The sequence below is a fragment of the Desulfosarcina sp. BuS5 genome (genome assembly GCF_028752835.1).
Lineage (GTDB): Bacteria > Desulfobacterota > Desulfobacteria > Desulfobacterales > BuS5 > BuS5.
This window is the reverse complement of record NZ_CP087952.1, coordinates 3577515-3594865: the sequence shown is the minus strand read 5'-3', so window position 1 is coordinate 3594865 and position 17351 is coordinate 3577515. Positions and strand designations below refer to the sequence as shown.

Here is a 17351-nt window from a genome sequence, read left to right as displayed (position 1 = left end):
ACGTTGTTGAAAAATTATACATTCTTATTTCTCCGCAACAGTTGGGCTATTCCCGAAGTTGACACGCCTAACTGCCTTGCTGTTTCGGCTAATGAGACGCCATATTTATTTACTAATTTTACTGTAAGCTCTTTTCTGATATTTGGTAAGGGCCTTCGACGACTGCCTGATCGAAGCATGGAAACTTCTATCTTTTCCTGTTTACATAGCTTTTCTATTTCTTCCTTGATACAGTTTTGTAAATTTTTGGCCGGCAGCTGATATTTGACTTTTTCTTCTGCCTGATTGATCAATTCTGATACAAATTTTCCGCTGCCGAGTATTCTTGCATCACCTTTCTCTTTAACACTACTCTTTCTCAAGGCTTTTACAACCGACCATCCTCCCATTGATCGTATTAATCCGCCCCCTGTCAGATCAGGCCTTTTTCCCTGGGTAATCCCTTTTTTAATAAAGTTACGGTATGATTTCCTTGCTTCTCTATCTTCCTTTCCAAACCACTTTAAAACATAGTCTCTGTCATGCCAATCGTTTTCCCGGCGATTCATCACAACTGAATGCCCACACCATTTGTAATTATCAAGCTTTTGCAGTGATTCAACAATAACAGATCTCAATGGATTTAAATGAATATACCGCACAAGCTCTTTGAAATATGGATCTTCTTCACAAATGATTGATTTATATCGATTTTGAAACAAATGTCCATATCGCTTGTGTCTCCTGTTGTATGATATGGCATAACCTGAAAGAAATCGACGCATAAATGTCGGCAAACCTGTTTTCCCGCTGCGGAGTAAAATATGCGCGTGATTGGTCATTAGTGCCCACGCATAGATAGCTGTGTTTGTATCTATTGCTATTGCGCCCATTCGGGATACAAAATTTTCTCGATCATTGTCATCATCAACGATCTTGCGTCTATCAATACCCCTGACTATTACATGATGCAATGTCCCAGGTGCATCCAGTCTTGCCCCTCGCGGCATTTTTTTCCTCCATACTATTATTTATAACGTTACCCTTTCTTCCTTATCTGTCATGATTTTTCATTAATACATATATCTGTTTTGTATAATTTGTCAACAACGTCCCCTATGCCTTATAACTTAAACTACAATATAAGTTATTTACTTAGACGTTGACGTCCTAACTTATCCTAATTTTTATTCAATATTTCATTTTTGTATTGAACCCTGATGCTATTGTGAAACCTTTCAGTTGCTATTTTCTTGATCTTTTTATCATGGAAATTTTTTAACCAAGAATTAAAATTTCTAAAAATATCTATCACTGAAGTTTCAGAATATGAAATTAATGTGAAATATATTTCGATATAGTTCTCTTCCTGGCTATATTTATCTTCTAATTCTTTAGATATTTTTATGTTTCCAACGGTTTCATCTTCAATATATATTCCAAAACAAATTCCATCTTCTTCAAGAGTATCTCCATCTGTAGAGTATTGAAAATATAATATAACACCTTTTTCTTCAAACGGCAGGTTGTATGTCTGCCAACCTTCTTCCTCTTCTTCTCTTTTTACTTTTCCCCACATTCTCATATCAATAATATTTTCAAAAAGTTCTTTTATATCTTCCGGATTAGGACTTTCAGGAATCAAATCATCAATTTCAAGCTGATTATACCATTCTTCACAAATTTTATAATTTCTCTTTAAAATGCAATTGATAACTTGTTTTGCGCCATCATTATTTTTGATTTCTTCCTTTAAATCATTTTTTAAATCTAACCATTCTGAACCACAGAAAGACGCACCCAATAGATATTCTTTTAAAGTATTTTTATTTAACTCTTTATTTTTTAAATATTTTTTCCACCATTCTATTTCTTTCTCCTCATCTTTCTTCTTCTCAAATTTCTGATTTAACGGATTTAATTTTTTTGATGGAGCATCATTTTGATCAATGCGATTTAATGAATATGGCCAGGCCCTGAAGTTCCCATTTGAATTATACCAATCTTTCAATTCCGACCTAATATTTCTCTTATTATAAATATAGCTTTGGGGACAAATATGATCCCAATCAAAGGCTCTGTTTGTATCATCTAAATTGTAATCCTCAATTTCATGAAACCATTCGGATAAAGCACACCTTTGAGCATAAAGTATGATATCTTTGTTGAAAAACATTTTTTTGATAAAGTTACCATAATCTGAGTCATAAATTTTTGCAGATACCAAATTTGTAATATTTGTTTTACCTGAAGAAATTAATTTTTTTATTAATTTCTTCAGTTCTTTTAACTTCGGAAATGGCGTAAGTATTTCATATCCACTATCCTCTAACATGGCACGTTGAACAGTTTCATTTGACCAGAATCTTTCCGTATCTAAATTTTTAACACAAGGCCAAATATTATTAAGCAGCTTCCCATGATCTCTCTGTTTCTCACCTCTGCCCAACCATGCAAATAAAGTAATCATTCCTAAAACAGCAGGTTTACGGCCCGGTTCAATTTTGTCTTTTTTTATGAGCAAGCGGTATAAAAGCATAAACATAACTTCAGGTGCTTTATCTGCGAGTGTCGATGAAACAAATGAAGGTAAGCCATTCGGGTTATTTTTTTTATCGTAAGTCAATAACTTTTTGGTTTTTGCAATATGATCAATATCTATAAAATTCTCTGTAATAAACTTTACAAATTCTCCCTTTCCATCTCTCATGTTTCGCTGAAATTGTTTTGGTTTAACTCTCATACTGATAGAGTCTGTATCCCACGATCTGTTTTTGTCGGCAATATTATTAAACAGACGAAATGCTATAGTAATAAACCTCGGAGGTTTAAAAAAACCTTTGCATTTTTCCTCTATTTGATTCTGTAATTCATGTTCTATTTGCGCTTCCAAGATAGAATAATTCAGTTCTTCTCCGCTTAAAGGTGTTCCACCGGAATTCAGTCTGATAAACAGATTTTCAATTTCGTCAACATTTCTGTCTTCAACATTTTTTTGTCCATTTGCATCTGTTTCGTTGTTATATACGTCATCATCCGATTTAAGTTTTTCTGATTTTTTGTTTTCGCCGTTTTGTGATATTATAATATTATTATTTTCAGCATTATATAATTTTTGTAAATCAAGCAGCAATAACGGAATTTTCTGCTCAGCAAGCATTTTCTTAACATCATTAAAAATATCTTCAATCGAATAAAACTTTGTTTTTTTCTCATCTCTTTTTTTTATAACATTTAACCCTTTGCCTTTCTTCCATTCATTAATTTCTTTCTTTAAATCATCGATTTTTTCAGCTTCTTTTTTTAAATTATCATTTTTTGCAGCATTGAGAAATAATCCAAAAGGAATCGGGGCATAAGAATCATATGGCCAAAATTCTTTTAACGATTTTCGCAAATAATCGTAGCCTTCTATTTTATAATAATGCATTGCCTTTGCTATATTATGCGCCTCCAATGTCTTTTGATTTTCTTGTCTTCTATACCCCCATGGATGTGATTTCGTAATAACTCGAAACAGATATTTCCTATTGTCATTTTTGGACGCTGGTTTTGCAAGATCAATAAAAACCATAATGTTTTCAGTCGATGTTTTAAAAATTTCATTATTGGTTACTGGATTTTTATTATCATTAAGAGGACTATAAAATCCCAAACAAATTGCTGAAGCTCTTTGCTGTCCATCTAATAATTCATAGTTTTTTTGCGAATTGTTTTTTTTAGACAATACAAAAGAGCCGACAGGATAGCCTCTTAATAACGAATCCCAAAGATTTTCAATTTGATATGGTTTCCAAACAAACCCCCTTTGAACTGTTGGCAATGAAATTGTATTATTTATTGTTTTTTCCACGACATCACTTAATTTGAAGGAATCAGCCGTTTCAGCCATTTTTTAAGCTCCTTTAAGATTATATAAATTATTCTGTTACCAATTTCTCCATCCTATAATCATAGGCATATAGCAATTACCATGCCACCATTTATGACCTATCAATCCAACTCATCCAGCCCAACAGTTTGCCCCAAAATCCCGCCTTTCAAAATCCGAAGAATCAAACCATATACGAACCCGGCAGCAATAACCGCCGGATGCCTGACAACCTAAAACCCAACAACCTTCCTGCCGGACTGAAGGTTCTTGATGTGAGCTTCTTCTTTGAGTGCGGCAACAAATTGGCTGTGGCTCAATTTCTTTTTTGGATAAAATGCAAGCTGGTCGCGCACGGTTTTGAAGTCACCGGGAGTCAAATTCTCAAGCTTCCTGATCTGTTTTTCGGTTTCTGGATCAGGGAGACTTTTAAGCAGAGACAGCAGCAGTTTATTATAAAAAATTATATTCCCGTCCGGTGCCAAGTATTTAAACTCAATTTTGTGGTTAAATCGCCTGATCGAGGCCGGGTCCAGATCTTCAAGCTGATTGGTGGTACATATCAAGATGCCCCGGAACCTTTCCATCCTGGTTAAAAATTCATTGGTTTGACTCGTTTCCCAGGAACGTACGGCTCGTTTGCGGCTGAAGAGGATAGAGTCGGCCTCGTCAATGATGAGAATCGCGTCTTCTGCCTCGGCCTCTTCAAAGGCCAGCCTGATGTTTTTTTCCGATTCGCCTACGTATTTATCAAGAATATCGCTGAGCCTTTTACAGATAACCTCACGGTCAAGCCGTTCTCCAATATAGCGAGCCAGTTCACTCTTGCCGGCACCGGGAGGGCCGTAAAAAAGCAGGTTCATATTGCTGATATTCTCTCCACCTGTGCTTCGCAGGTGTTGATCGAATGCTTCAAGACAGAGCATCAGTGAATCAGGGTCATCTGAGATATTAAGCCCCTCCAGGGAATAACTTTTTTCAATCCTTTCCTTGTTGAGCGGAGGCTGCCCGTCATTGATCAGGCTCTGGTAGGCCTCCAGTCCAAGCCTGACGGCTCTGTGAAACTCATTTTTAGAGCCGGGCGCTGTTTCCCTGGCTTTTTTTACAGTAAGGTCAATTACCCCGGCATTGGCATTATACTTTTGGGCATAAGCATTTATTCCCTCGGCATTAAAAAAACGTTTGCACTTGTTGTTTTTGATAATATTGCACCAGAGCTGTGCCCGCTGGCGTTTGTTAAAAGGCTTGAAATGCAGGCTGAAAGCGAATCTCCGCAGCACGGATTTATCAATACCGTCGATCCTGTTTGTTATCCAGATTAAACGCAGCCCCGGCTGTTCCAGGAGCTCGTTCAACCAGCCCTTGTCCTGTGTTTCACCCCGTGAAAACCATGCATTATAAGTATTCAGAAGATTATCGGCTTCATCAACAATAATCAGCGACCCTTCCCCTGAATTTGTCATGTTTATGCAGGCCACAATGGAAGATCGTCTTGATTCCGCTTTATTATTATCTTTCCTGGCGATTTCGTAGGCCGGAATATCCAGCTCTTGCGCTAAGCGTTTGGCAAAGCTTGTTTTGCCTGTACCTGGAGCTCCATATAAAAGCAGATGGGTAGATGATTTCGGTTTTTGCTTCATGATATTGAGGATATGTTTCATTTTGGCATCCTCAATCATAAAATGATTTAAAGGAACAGGCGAGCGCTCTGCTGATGAATAAAAATTTTCCCTAAGGGTTCGCTGATCTGGATTTTGAAAAAAACAAATAAAATCATCATGAAGATTTATATCGTATTTGTCGGTTTCAAGTATTCCGGATTTGCTTAACTGACCGTTTAAGACGCTGTTTAAAATGGATCGATCCAGGTTGAGAATATTGCTCAAATATTTTCTGCCGGCAAACTTGGTGCAGTTTAAGTGAGAATCAAAAAAAGCTTCCGGCGCTTCATAAGTTTCGATGGCAAAAAGGAATATGCAAAGTTCGATATCGGCCTTGTTCAGCTTGAACATTTCCTGTAATTTACAGATATTTTTTTCGATTTCGGATTTTCCCCTGTATTTCAAATCATTATCTCTTTGATTAATCAAAGCACAGATAAACTCTTTGAGTTGCCGAAGCTCGGCGACAGAGAGTCTTTTTAGCATTTCCATGGCAACCCGGGCGTAATCGTCATAGTCTCCTGCTGTTTCGGCAAGTTCTTCAAGATATTCGGCATGCCGCTGGTCATCAAAAAAATCGAGCAGGAAATTTCCCATTGCTTCCATTTTCGGGCCGGCTATCCAGCAGATTATTGCCATTGTCTCCAGATCAAGTATCAAACAGCGCTCCAGGTGGCGTTTGAGATATGTCAGGCACCTTCGAATTATAAAGCAGTCGGTTTTATCGTAATCCGGATTAATCCCGGTGGTTGTCAAATTGATGCTTCCGCTACCACCCAGCCATTGTTTTTGTAAAGAGTTTCTATTCATTTCTTGCCCTCCTTTTTTTATTGTTTAAAACTATTATACTATGCTACCATTCCATATAACGGAACGGCTTTGCAGTTTTTTAAAAGGGCATAATATGAAAAAAAAACAAAAGGTTGAAAGGGATCAGGCTGCCAGGGCGATCAAACTTTTTGCAAAACTTTTATTTGCCGGCCGGCCGCATTCACTGACCGAACTGGCAAAAACGCTGAGATGCTCAAAACAGACTATCCTGAGGCTGGTCGATGTTATTGAAAATTCGTACAGCGTCTATGTGGAACTGTCTAAAAAGGGAAACCGGAATTATTATCAGATCAAAAAGAACCAGCGGCTGCCGACCCTCAATTTAACTGAAAGTGAGCTCCGGACCCTGTTCATCTGCTCCGTCTTTTCCAAACATTTGCTGGGGAATGATTTTTTTGACGAGGCAACCCGGGCGCTGGAAAAAAGCATTGCTCACTTGCCGCGGCAAAAAGAATTTTCACCGGAGCTTTATGGTGTCTTTGCTCCCGGAAGCATTGATTATACGCCCCATCAGAAGACGATGCGGCTCCTTGCCACGGCTATGGAAAACAAAAAAGTATGCAAGCTGACCTATAGAAATTTAGTGGAGGCCGGTTCAAAAACATTTTACATAAAACCGCTAAAAATTTTTTCAAGCAAGGATACGGTTTATCTCCATGCTCAAATGGCAAAGGCTCCCGGGAAAAAATATATGGAACCTGAATTTGACCCGCTCCTTGCGATTCACAGGATCAAAAAAATCGAAGTCACGGGTCGGGTTTTTGAATTTCCTGAAGACTATGATTTTGAAAAAGTGTTTAACCGGAATTTCGGGATAATCAAGGAAGAGACTTTTAAAGTGACGGTTGAATTTTCAGGATCAGCCGGGGCCTATGTTTTAGAACGGATCTGGAGTCCTGACCAAAAAATCGTCAAAAAAAGAAACGGCAACCTTCAACTGACATTCAGCGCATCATCCGAACCTGAAACAATCGCATGGATTCTTTCTTTTGGGAAAAGCGCTGAATTGATCAAGCCTCGAAAACTTGTGAAAAAAATTAAAATTGAACTCAAAACTATGGTTGATTTATATAGATTTTCAGATAATTATCGATTTTAAAATTTGGCACAAGGCCAGAGGGAGTAGGGGTTCAAAATCTTGAACCCCTACTCCGACGACCGATAACGCAGTGAAATTAATTATGTGGAAATCTATATTTCACTTCCATCAAAAACAGACCATGCGGCGGAGCGGTTGCGCCCGCGAGATTACGATCCTTTGAGAGAAATATTTTTTTAAAATCACCGGGAGTAATTTTTTCGAGTCCCACGTCCACAAGTGTTCCCACAATATTTCGCACCATGAATCTCAAAAAACCGTCGCCTTCAATTCTGAACTTCAGGTAACCGTTTTCCCGTTTTGCAAGACCGGCCTTCAAAACGGTTCTTATACTGTCTGATCTTGGGCTGCCTGCCCCTTCGAATGCTTGAAAATCATGCCGTCCGAGTATGTGAAGGATCGCCGATTGCATGGCGGATTCATTAAGTTTTTTTTGTATGAACCAGGAATAGTTTCGATCAATAGCAGAAGGGATTTTACGGTTCAGGATTCTATAATTATAAATTTTACTCGTTACATTATATCTGGCATGAAACTTACTATCAACAATAAGACAATCTTTGATTATAATATCCCTGGATAGAATGCTGTCGAGACCTTTTCGAAAATTTTCAGGTTCAATATTTTTATCGCAAAGAAAATTGGCTACCTGGCCCATAGCGTGAACACCGGCATCTGTCCTGCCGGAACCTGTAATCGCAATCCGGTCCCCGGTCATTCGAAGCAACGCCTTTTCAATTTCACCCTGAATAGTGCGGCAGTTTTTTTGGCGTTGCCATCCGTGATAGGCGATCCCGTCATATTCTATAATTATTTTAAAGTTTTTCAGCATATTTGTTATATCTATCTTAGTTCTTTAGTACCTTACTTCTGAAGCCCTGTCATAAAAAACAAGAAAATTATAATGAAAATTTAGCTACAAATTTTGTAGGTGGTCAACTTGATATTTGTAAATACAATGAGTTTGGCTGGGGTAGGGGCAGAATCTATTTCTGCCCCTGTATCTTTGGCTTTAGACATAATATTTATCTTCCTGCCATTTCAGTGGATTATTTCGGATGTATTCCGCAATTTGATAATACGATTTTTCATTACGGATGATATGTTCGTAATAATTGCGCTGCCAAATTCGTTTTTCAAAAGGCGGCATAATATTTAGTTTTACCATTTTTATGTATTCAATTGTTGTATGCCGTTTAAATGATTGCACAATTTCGGGTATGGCTGGGGTAGGGGCAGAATCTATTTCTGCCCCTGTATCTTTGGCGGATATGGAATCCGCCCCTACGGTGGTGATTTCAATGATTCCGTGAATATGGTTTGGCATAATGACAAATTCATGCAATTGAATATTGTGGAAATCATTCGGTATTCCGTTCCAAATCCGATGGACCATTATTCCGCATCATTCAATATTAGGATGGGGCGGATATGGAATCCGCCCCTACTGTTTTCAATATTACCTAATAATTTTGATCGGTTTTGGGTGCAAATGGTGATAAAATACAATCCCGGTTGGGAATAATCATATCTTTTCAACCGAATGGATCGGCGGTGGTGGATGTCCGAATTGTATTTTGCCATTTTGTTTTACCTTTGTTTTCCATTGCGACACGCCCTGACTTGGGTTGCGGGCATAGCCCGCCTTAGGTACAAATACAATTATTAATATAAAATTGACAAATTCAAGTTTACTTTGATAATATTTATTCGTTTTTAAGAAATTATTCCGTTTATACTCCTATGTGGAGGAAAATAAAAATCGGAGATTTTATTTATAAATTAGGAAATATTTATGCATAAAAATAATAACACAAAAACTCAACATATCCTGGTTTTTCAGCAAAACGGCAGCGGAAAAAGCAAGATAAGAGGTATCAGGAAATATGGTGGCGATCTTTTCAGGCTGGAGACTTGCTCCATTGATGAAGATCTTCCTCCGGTCGTGGACGACTCTTCCGGATATCTGCCGGATGATATAAAGGCGGATCTGGTTCTTGATTATCTAAAACATCTTGATCTTTCCCACGATCTGGCAAGAATGTGTATGAAAAAAAATATTCCTGTTGTCAGTCCCGGGAAAAAAATGCGCTTACCGGGAGTCTTTATACCTCCTACCTGATGTTGGCTTTCCAGGCAGGTCTGCCTGGGAACCTATGGTGAAAAATTCGGCGCGCCTGAATTCACAGTTAAGGTGTCTGATGGTAAATTTGTTGATATTACCATAAAAAGAGGAGCTCCCTGCGGAGCAACCTGGGATGCTATCCGGCGAGTGCTGAATATGCAGGTTGAAGAAGGAATAATCAGAATGGGCATTGAAGCACAGTTTTTCTGCACTGCCGACCCGGCCGGATGGGATCCCATATACGCAAAAAGTCCAGTCCATTTGGCAGGCCAGATACATGCTGCAGCGCTTGAAAAAGCAGTTGAGGCTCAACTACCAGTTTATGATTCTGAAACTGTAAAAGTCTCGCATCAACGATAAGCTGCGTAATATATTCTGGCAAAACTTCGGTGACTGTCAAATGCAATCTCGGGCAGCTTGTTATGCTCAAAAAAAGCCGCATCTATTGCATCATCGCCGGCCAACGGAGTTCCTGAATATTTTTTAACCAGATAACCCACCATCAGGATGGAACTATAATGAGAACTGGTGGTGGCTGTAACGCCAAGGAGTGTCTCAATCCGTCCCGACAGACTTGTCTCTTCTTTAAGTTCTCTCAAGGCAGCCTTTTCCGGTAATTCCCCGATTTCAATAAACCCGCCGGGCAGACACCAGTGGCCGATTTTCGGCTCAACGCTGCGCTTTACCAGCAACAACCTATCATTGTCGTCGACAAGCACAACGCATGTGGCCGGCAGCGGGTTTTCGTAGATAGGTTCATTACATTTTTCACAAAAAAGACGATCACGGCCGTCGTAAAATTTTTTTGTAAGTAATGAACCGCAAAAATGACAATTTGTTTTTTCAGGCATAATTAATCGTCAAAATCGCTATCGGGTCCCTTATCGCTTGTGATTAAAGAAGCGCGCTTTTTGATCTTTTCCTCTGTCCATTCTTCAGGAGACTCAATTCTGTTCACCCGGGGACCGGGATTGAATGAGCCGGCTTTTAGTATGGCATCCATACAGATAGGGGCTGTATCAGCGGCATTAAAAACATTTGCAAGGAGGTTATAAACAAAATCCTCTACCCTCCCGGCCATTCTTGACCTGATCTCGGCAGGCTGTCCCAGAATTTTATTTTCAAAGACTATATTCAGTTTCTTGTAATTACCACCTTTAATACCGTTGCTATCAGCATAGGAGACCATCTCGGACCAGAGTTCAGCAGTTAGTCCGTCTCCCTTAACTTTGGTAAAATTACCGTTATCATCGAGTATGGCATTACCATAATCATTAACCTCCAGACCCCAGGCAATCATCTGAAGCGCTGTTGCCACATTGGCCTTGGTGGTTCTTGTAACAGAGGCAATTTTTTTCAGTCTTTCCGAGCTGTTCCCGGAGGTGCCGTGCTGGGCGCCTGAGACTTTATATTTTTCCAAAGCATTATGAATTTCCGTTGTTAAATCAATCTGGATGCCCTGCGAGCTCGCCTCGATTCCATGGGTGGTTCCATTATTTAATGCTATCCAGTCCGGAAAAATATTATGAGCATTTAGACCCTGTATAAGAAAAAGAGCCTCTTTGACAGTTGAGAGCCCGGCCTTCCCTTTTATTTCACCGACTTCCGTCTCAAGGCCCGCCCATTCCGGCACCATTGGATTTAATGCAATATTGGCAAGCAGATTTAGGTCATCGGGCTGATGCGACGCATCTATGGCAATGGATGTAATGCCTGCGTCAAACATTGAAGGAATCTCCGTTCTTGCTTTTTGCACATCTTCATCATTCTTTATTCCATAATGATCAGCATGTATGGCCACAGGAACTGTAATATCAAGCTGGTTGCAGACCGCATCAACAATCATTGCCATGTTCCAGTAGTTTACGGCACAGTACGCGCTGGCCCCGCCTTCCGACTTTGCTATTTCAATAATTACAGCGGCATTGGCCCTCTGAGCAGCCTGCAAGGCTCCCTGTAAAACAAGCCGGCTTCTGGCGTTCGCCGCTATTGTCATAGCATTGCCTTTTATGATCATCGCCCTGTCTATAAATTTGCCGCTGACTATAAGAGCCCTGGAGTTGGGGAACAGTTTCACCACATTCGGCGGACGTCCGACTTTGAGTGCATTATCAAAATCTTTTGAATTTACAACTGATTGACCAGACATATATTACCTCCCATTTTTCAAAGATCTCTTTTAACCAATGAATTTCTTGCCAATTATAAATTTTTTAAATATTATAGCCGGCTATAACAGATATTGATAAAACTTGTATGATATTTTAAATTGATATGCAAATAAATTCATAGATCTACTGATGATTTTTTCCCCAGAATATAAACAAAGAAGAATAAATATGTATCATTTTATGCTGGTTTTTATTGTAACCCTGTTTTCGTGCTATGGTTGCAGCGGCAATGACTATACAATTATTGCCGGCAATACAATGGGGACAAGCTATCATATAAAAATTTTTTCAAGATCGTTCAATAATGTTTCAAGGCTAAAAAATAAAATAAATCAACGTCTTGATGAGATAAATCAGAGCATGTCAACTTATATCGGCGAAAGTGAAATCAGCAGGTTTAACCGCTCCAGGGCATCGGGGGAAAAAAATTATATTTCAGATGACTTCTTTAATGTAATGAAAATTGCCGAAAAAATTTATCATATTACCGACGGAGCATGGGATGGCACTGTTAAGCCTCTTGTGCATCTTTGGGGGTTCGATGATTCAACAATAACAGGATCGGTTCCTGAACAGAAATCGATAGAAAAAGCATTATTAAAGACAGGTTTTAATAAAATAGAAGTTTCAGAAAAAAAATTTATAGTGAAAAATGAGGCTCAAGTCACTTTGGATCTTGCTTCAATTGCAAAGGGTTATGCTGTAGATCAGATAGGGCAAGTTATCAAAAATCACGGTATTTCTGATTTTATAGTGGAGATCGGGGGGGAGGTTTACGCGTCGGGATTTAAAAAAAATGACAAAAAGTGGCAAATCGGCATCAACACCCCTGAAAAAAATGCCGGGTTTGAAAAAGTGTACAAAAAAATATCTCTAATAAACAAAGCCCTTGCAACCAGCGGTGATTACCGGCAATTTTTTGAAACTAAGGGAATCCGCTATTCTCATGTTATTAATCCAAGAACAGGATACCCAGTGAGCAACGGAGTGGTAAGCGTTTCAATCCTGGCGGATGAATGCATCCTGGCAGACGGACTTGCAACCGCCGTTATGGTAATGGGAATGGAAAAAGGGCTTGAACTTATCAACAGTTTAGACGGAGTGGAATGCCTTATTATTATCCGCGAAGATGACGGTTCATTCTCCGACTATGCCACAAGCGGTTTTATTACATCATGAGCGCTGAGATATAGATTTCCAACTGAAGAAAAAAGTTCCTGGATTTTTTATAACTCCATCAACGTTATGCAGTCAGACTTTTCAAAGCTTCTCTGAATTTGTCGTTAATTTGAAGTGTCATCTCAGCCGCTTCCCGGATCATTGCGCAGGCCTGATCAAGATTATTATCTTTTGCTTTTTCAGACCAATCCTTATATGTTTCGGCATGATCGTCATTATGCTTGATCCAGTGTTCAAGCAGTTTGACCATCTTTTCATCAAAAGAGAGACTGCTTTGCGAATCATGATTATGGTGATGTCCGTGATCGTGTGTATGGCTCATTTATCTACTCCTTTTTTCACATCATACATTCGAAATCCTGAATTGTAAAAATACATCCATAAGGCAAGATAGTCAATTAGAATTAACCTTCTTCAAGTATTCATACCCACAATGAGTTTAAACAAAAGATATATTGTTTTTATAATAATAATTATTACAGGATGTTTAGCAGGTGTGACCATAGGCGTTTTTTTAGCCATTACACGCGACCTTCCCCAGATAAAATCTCTTGAGACCTACAGGCCGTCCGCAGTTACCAGAATATATTCATCTGATAATATACTCCTTGCGGAACTGTTTGCGGAAAAAAGAGATCCCGTGCCCATAGAAGATATACCAGCTTTCCTGAAAGAAGCGCTCGTAGCGACTGAAGACCGAAATTTCTATAATCATATAGGAATAGATCTGAAAGGTATAATGCGCGCCATAATCAAGGATATAATGGCAGGTAAGTTTGTGGAAGGCGCCAGCACAATAACCCAGCAATTGACAAAAACACTCTTCCTTACTCCCAGGAAGACCCTGATGCGTAAAATCAAGGAAGCTTTATTGGCGTTGCAGCTTGAGAGGCGCTATACAAAAAATGAAATTCTCGAACTATACTTAAATCAAGTCTACTTTGGAAGCGGAGCTTACGGAGTGGAATCTGCAGCAAGGATTTTTTTCGAAAAATCAGTGAAAGAACTCAACCTTGCAGAGAGCGCCCTGATTGCAGGAATGCCCAAGGCTCCATCTGTATATTCTCCTCTGATTAATCCGGAACTTGCCATCAAGCGCAGAAATATCGTCTTAAAGCAGATGCTTCAAACTGATATAATAAACAAAAAGGCTTATAAAAACGCTATAAAAGAAGCTATGCATCCGGCAGCATCTGATCTTAAATCAGTTAAGGCTCCGTATTTTATAGGGTATATAAAAAAAATTCTGGAAAAAAATTTAAGCTCATCCATTCTTTACAAAGGCGGGCTTCGTATAACAACAACTCTTGCATATAATCTGCAGCAAAATGCCGAACATGCTGTTGCGCGTGGCCTCTCCGCACTTGAAAACAGGATGATAATAAACGGTATCAAGGAGCCGGCTCCCCAGGCCGCGCTCGTAGCCCTTGATGTCCGTACCGGGGGAATCTTGGCCATGGTTGGAGGAAAAGATTTTTATAAAAGCCCGTTTAACAGGGCCACATCTGCAAAAAGGCAGCCAGGTTCGGCATTCAAGCCGGTGATATATGCGCTTGCCATTGAACGGGGGTTCAGTCAAAACAGCATGATACTTGATGCGCCGGTTTTTTTTAAAGGTGTCGACAGGGACTGGAAACCGGAAAATTTTTCAAAAGATTACAAGGGAGAAATTACCTTTAGAAAGGCGCTTGCCCTTTCCAAAAATATACCTGCAGTGAGGCTGATGAAAAAACTGGGACCTTCCTCAGTTGTACAGTTTGCTCATTCTATGGGCATTGAATCATATATGCCGGCTGATCTTTCCTTGGCGCTCGGGACATCGGAAACAACCCTGCTTAATTTAACTTCCGTTTATGCGGTATTTCCCAATAAGGGCAACATGATCAAACCTTATGGAGTGATTGAAGTTTCCGACAGCAGTGGGCGAATCATCATGAGAGCGAAACCAAAAAAAAATGCCGCCATGTCGCGTGCCGGAGCAGCCATAATAACAGATATGCTCAGGGCGGTAGTCACAGAAGGCACCGGTAAAAAAGCAAAAAAACTAAGCCGACCGGTTGGCGGCAAAACCGGCACCACCAATAATTACAAAGACGCTCTGTTTATAGGTTTTTCTCCAACTGTTGCGGCAGGTGTGTGGGTTGGTCAGGACCGGATGGTTAATTTAGGCAAGGGAGAAACCGGGGCAAGAGCCGCTCTTCCAATATGGATAGATTTCATGGAGAAAATTCTGGAAGAAAGCCCTGCCTATTATTTTGATATGCCTGATGATGTGGTAAGGCTTTATATGGATACAGTTACAGGTGATATAAAATCCGAAGCAGAGCCAGGAACTGTAAGCTCTCTTTTTATAAAAAAATAGGGCAGAACCGGATATTGTTACGGGTTATTTCACTTCAGGCCTTTTGGAGGCAAGCCTTTTGATTCCTCTCTGTACGCTCCTTTGCAAACCTTCGTGCTCCAGATAATTAGCGCCTGGAACAGCATATGAAATCAAGATTTTATGATATTCATCAGCGAGTTTGTTGTTCCTCGTCATTATTTCAGCCATCGCCTCAGGCGCCCCCCAGCCTATACCGCCGGACTCGTCATTAAGGCTCCACATAAGCCGGCGCATAATAACACGCGCAGATTCAATGTCATGGACTGCGAGCCTGGAAACAACAATACCAATCGCAGTTACAGCCCGCTGTTGTATTTTTTCATCGGTGCTGTATAGTAAAGAGATAAATTGATTTACTACTTTCCTTGCAGGAAATCTGCTTATCTCTTCAACTGCTTTATCAAAATCATCCCGGCGGAGCAGTTCCCGAACTTTTTTTATTTTTCTGTAGCTGTTCCGCATTGTTATTTTAAAACTCCCTTTTGTGTTAACACTGCTGAATCAGGTGCCGGTATATGGTTATTTTAATCTTCTTTTACGAAATCAGACTTACCGGCTCCGCAGACAGGACACTCCCAGCCATCCGGCAGATCTTCAAATTTTGTCCCGGGGTCTACATCGTTGTCAGGATCTCCCTCGGCCGGGTTATAAACATAGCCACATAATTCGCATACATACTTAGACATAAAAAAACCTCCTTAATAAAGAATGTTAATCTTCTTGTTTGGTAAAAAACTTCTTTGGTACATAAAACCTTAGGATTCGTTCAAGAATAACTTCACATTTTTGCATCTCATCTTCAGTCTGAGAGGGCTGAAAAATGTATTGTGGAATTATGCCCCGATTTTAGCTGCGATTTCCTTCCCGTAATCCTGGGCCATCGCGATGCCTCCGCTAAGATAGCTGGATTTAAGTCTTAAAGAGCCGCTGACCATATTCATTTTATAAATATTTTTCATGGTGTCATAGATGCGGTCGGGGGCTTCACCACTCCACCCAAAGGCGCCGAAAGATCCCCCGACCTTACCCTCCAGATCGGCTTTTTCGGCCAGGAACAGAAAAGTTTTCATAGTATTAATCATATCGCCGTGATAGGTTGCAGATCCAAATACGTATGCATCGTAGCCGGCAAGGTCCCCTTCCTTTTTAATATCTTTTACATCAGCCATTGTTACATCAACCGCCGCGATACGCAGACCTTCGGCAACAAGCTCGCCGATGGCTTTTGTCTGACCGGCCCTGGTTGAATAAATAATAATCGCTTTTGACATTCCGTATTCTCCTTTATTGTTGTTTTAAAGCAACAAGCTTGTTGCTGAGTAGTTTTATGTGTGCCATTTCCTCTTTAATAATCTGATCAATCTTTTCTTTTCCAAGGTCATCCGGAACAAGATCCTTCATTCCAAGATAAAATACTATAGAGTCTTTCTCGGCTAACAGGGCTTCCTTCAGTATTTTTTCCATGGATGTAACGTCGATCTCCTTTTCGAAAAATATCCGTATATCCGCCAAGGCACGAAGATAAAGAGCGGCTTCGCCGTCAGGATCAAAGACGGTCGGCGCATTTTCATCTTTCGAAAGCTGAGTTCTTAGAGACGCGAAGGTTTTTTGATGCTGATCTTCCATTTGGGCAAGATCGAGAAGAAGATCTTTGTTTGAAGACTCTGCGATTTCTTCAGCAGCCTTTCTATAGAATTTAGCGCCGTTTTTTTCGATCTGTTCAGCCATTTCAAATATTTCGTCCATGTTAAAATCGTATCCCATTTTACCTCTCCCTGATTAATAGTTTACGCCAGGCAGCTCAAAGTATGCATAGCGCTTCAATTTTTTTTGTTTCATCTTCATTTTCAGGTGTGAATTCAACAAGATTTTTTTCAATATTGATTTTCATGGGAATTCTCCTTTTTAAAAAATTGTTATTTTTTGTGTTATTGCTCATAACATCAAGAAATGTGCCATGAAATTTTATTATGCTGTATATACCTGTTATTTTTTCATGCTACTGAATAATACCATGTATATCTGCACGGTTATAGTTTGCACGAGGAGTAG

At 39.7% G+C, this 17351-nt stretch carries 16 protein-coding genes; 4 read left to right on the top strand and 12 right to left on the bottom strand.

The window, feature by feature from the left end:
* Nucleotides 1-14: 14 nt before the first annotated feature.
* From BuS5_RS17380 to BuS5_RS17370, 3 genes are all read right to left on the bottom strand, one after another.
* Nucleotides 15-989, bottom strand: a complete 975-nt coding sequence (locus BuS5_RS17380; protein ID WP_027353691.1) for a transposase — start codon at nucleotides 987-989, stop codon at nucleotides 15-17.
* A gap of 170 nt (nucleotides 990-1159) precedes the next feature.
* A complete protein-coding gene (locus tag BuS5_RS17375) occupies nucleotides 1160-3871 on the bottom strand; it encodes a DUF262 domain-containing protein (protein WP_027353692.1) in 2712 nt (903 codons plus the stop codon).
* Nucleotides 3872-4083: 212 nt separating this feature from the next.
* Nucleotides 4084-6321 carry an AAA family ATPase gene (locus tag BuS5_RS17370; protein WP_027353693.1) on the bottom strand — a complete coding sequence of 746 codons (2238 nt, stop codon included), beginning with the start codon at nucleotides 6319-6321 and terminating at the stop codon, nucleotides 4084-4086.
* A gap of 94 nt (nucleotides 6322-6415) precedes the next feature.
* On the opposite strand from BuS5_RS17370, the gene BuS5_RS17365 reads away from it, so the two are divergent.
* Nucleotides 6416-7441 (top strand): helix-turn-helix transcriptional regulator, encoded by a 1026-nt coding sequence (locus BuS5_RS17365; RefSeq protein WP_027353694.1) that lies wholly within the window; start codon nucleotides 6416-6418, stop codon nucleotides 7439-7441.
* A 76-nt stretch (nucleotides 7442-7517) separates the two neighbouring features.
* Here BuS5_RS17365 and truA read toward each other — a convergent pair whose 3' ends face one another.
* Nucleotides 7518-8273, bottom strand: a complete 756-nt coding sequence (gene truA, locus BuS5_RS17360; RefSeq protein WP_035265155.1) for a tRNA pseudouridine(38-40) synthase TruA — start codon at nucleotides 8271-8273, stop codon at nucleotides 7518-7520.
* A gap of 180 nt (nucleotides 8274-8453) precedes the next feature.
* Nucleotides 8454-8768, bottom strand: coding sequence for a transposase (locus BuS5_RS17355; RefSeq protein ID WP_198012232.1), 315 nt, complete (start codon nucleotides 8766-8768; stop codon nucleotides 8454-8456).
* Nucleotides 8769-9236: 468 nt separating this feature from the next.
* On the opposite strand from BuS5_RS17355, the gene dfsP reads away from it, so the two are divergent.
* Nucleotides 9237-9926, top strand: coding sequence for a DUF166 family (seleno)protein DfsP (gene dfsP, locus BuS5_RS17350; protein WP_274427830.1), 690 nt, complete (start codon nucleotides 9237-9239; stop codon nucleotides 9924-9926).
* On the opposite strand, the gene BuS5_RS17345 is transcribed toward dfsP, so the two are convergent.
* Both BuS5_RS17345 and BuS5_RS17340 read right to left on the bottom strand, forming a co-directional pair.
* Entirely contained in the window at nucleotides 9917-10417 is a 501-nt protein-coding gene (locus tag BuS5_RS17345) for an NUDIX hydrolase (protein ID WP_027353696.1), read from the bottom strand. The genes dfsP and BuS5_RS17345 overlap by 10 nt on opposite strands.
* Nucleotides 10418-10419: 2 nt before the next feature.
* Complete coding sequence (locus tag BuS5_RS17340; protein ID WP_027353697.1) at nucleotides 10420-11715, bottom strand: class II fructose-bisphosphate aldolase; 1296 nt, start codon at nucleotides 11713-11715, stop codon at nucleotides 10420-10422.
* A 190-nt stretch (nucleotides 11716-11905) separates the two neighbouring features.
* On the opposite strand from BuS5_RS17340, the gene BuS5_RS17335 reads away from it, so the two are divergent.
* Complete coding sequence (locus tag BuS5_RS17335; RefSeq protein WP_035265158.1) at nucleotides 11906-12916, top strand: FAD:protein FMN transferase; 1011 nt, start codon at nucleotides 11906-11908, stop codon at nucleotides 12914-12916.
* 64 nt (nucleotides 12917-12980) lie between these two features.
* On the opposite strand, the gene BuS5_RS17330 is transcribed toward BuS5_RS17335, so the two are convergent.
* Nucleotides 12981-13238: a hypothetical protein gene (locus BuS5_RS17330; RefSeq protein ID WP_051374718.1), complete on the bottom strand. Its 258-nt coding sequence runs from the start codon at nucleotides 13236-13238 to the stop codon at nucleotides 12981-12983.
* Between the two features lie 111 nt (nucleotides 13239-13349).
* On the opposite strand from BuS5_RS17330, the gene BuS5_RS17325 reads away from it, so the two are divergent.
* Nucleotides 13350-15278, top strand: a complete 1929-nt coding sequence (locus tag BuS5_RS17325; protein ID WP_051374719.1) for a penicillin-binding protein 1A — start codon at nucleotides 13350-13352, stop codon at nucleotides 15276-15278.
* Nucleotides 15279-15302: 24 nt separating this feature from the next.
* Here BuS5_RS17325 and BuS5_RS17320 read toward each other — a convergent pair whose 3' ends face one another.
* The 4 genes from BuS5_RS17320 to BuS5_RS17305 all read right to left on the bottom strand — a co-directional run bounded on the left by BuS5_RS17320 (nucleotide 15303) and on the right by BuS5_RS17305 (nucleotide 17063).
* Entirely contained in the window at nucleotides 15303-15761 is a 459-nt protein-coding gene (locus tag BuS5_RS17320; RefSeq protein WP_051374720.1) for a DVU0298 family protein, read from the bottom strand.
* Between the two features lie 62 nt (nucleotides 15762-15823).
* Nucleotides 15824-15985 (bottom strand): rubredoxin, encoded by a 162-nt coding sequence (gene rd, locus BuS5_RS17315; protein WP_084445856.1) that lies wholly within the window; start codon nucleotides 15983-15985, stop codon nucleotides 15824-15826.
* A gap of 147 nt (nucleotides 15986-16132) precedes the next feature.
* The gene (locus BuS5_RS17310) at nucleotides 16133-16570 is read right to left on the bottom strand and encodes a flavodoxin domain-containing protein (protein WP_027353698.1); all 438 of its coding nucleotides are present in this window, start codon (nucleotides 16568-16570) and stop codon (nucleotides 16133-16135) included.
* 13 nt (nucleotides 16571-16583) lie between these two features.
* A complete protein-coding gene (locus tag BuS5_RS17305) occupies nucleotides 16584-17063 on the bottom strand; it encodes a ferritin-like domain-containing protein (RefSeq protein WP_027353699.1) in 480 nt (159 codons plus the stop codon).
* Between the last annotated feature and the right edge of the window lie 288 nt (nucleotides 17064-17351).

What these genes read in the sequence shown, in the direction of transcription:
- BuS5_RS17325 (WP_051374719.1), top strand. Translation starts at nt 13,350, where the DNA reads ATGAGTTTAAACAAAAGATATATTGTTTTTATAATAATAATTATTACA.
- BuS5_RS17335 (WP_035265158.1), top strand. Translation starts at nt 11,906, where the DNA reads ATGTATCATTTTATGCTGGTTTTTATTGTAACCCTGTTTTCGTGCTAT.
- BuS5_RS17305 (WP_027353699.1), bottom strand. Translation starts at nt 17,063, where the DNA reads ATGGGATACGATTTTAACATGGACGAAATATTTGAAATGGCTGAACAG.
- BuS5_RS17370 (WP_027353693.1), bottom strand. Translation starts at nt 6,321, where the DNA reads ATGAATAGAAACTCTTTACAAAAACAATGGCTGGGTGGTAGCGGAAGC.
- BuS5_RS17330 (WP_051374718.1), bottom strand. Translation starts at nt 13,238, where the DNA reads ATGAGCCATACACACGATCACGGACATCACCATAATCATGATTCGCAA.
- BuS5_RS17375 (WP_027353692.1), bottom strand. Translation starts at nt 3,871, where the DNA reads ATGGCTGAAACGGCTGATTCCTTCAAATTAAGTGATGTCGTGGAAAAA.
- BuS5_RS17340 (WP_027353697.1), bottom strand. Translation starts at nt 11,715, where the DNA reads ATGTCTGGTCAATCAGTTGTAAATTCAAAAGATTTTGATAATGCACTC.
- BuS5_RS17365 (WP_027353694.1), top strand. Translation starts at nt 6,416, where the DNA reads ATGAAAAAAAAACAAAAGGTTGAAAGGGATCAGGCTGCCAGGGCGATC.
- rd (WP_084445856.1), bottom strand. Translation starts at nt 15,985, where the DNA reads ATGTCTAAGTATGTATGCGAATTATGTGGCTATGTTTATAACCCGGCC.
- BuS5_RS17380 (WP_027353691.1), bottom strand. Translation starts at nt 989, where the DNA reads ATGCCGCGAGGGGCAAGACTGGATGCACCTGGGACATTGCATCATGTA.
- BuS5_RS17320 (WP_051374720.1), bottom strand. Translation starts at nt 15,761, where the DNA reads ATGCGGAACAGCTACAGAAAAATAAAAAAAGTTCGGGAACTGCTCCGC.
- BuS5_RS17310 (WP_027353698.1), bottom strand. Translation starts at nt 16,570, where the DNA reads ATGTCAAAAGCGATTATTATTTATTCAACCAGGGCCGGTCAGACAAAA.
- BuS5_RS17355 (WP_198012232.1), bottom strand. Translation starts at nt 8,768, where the DNA reads ATGCCAAACCATATTCACGGAATCATTGAAATCACCACCGTAGGGGCG.
- BuS5_RS17345 (WP_027353696.1), bottom strand. Translation starts at nt 10,417, where the DNA reads ATGCCTGAAAAAACAAATTGTCATTTTTGCGGTTCATTACTTACAAAA.
- truA (WP_035265155.1), bottom strand. Translation starts at nt 8,273, where the DNA reads ATGCTGAAAAACTTTAAAATAATTATAGAATATGACGGGATCGCCTAT.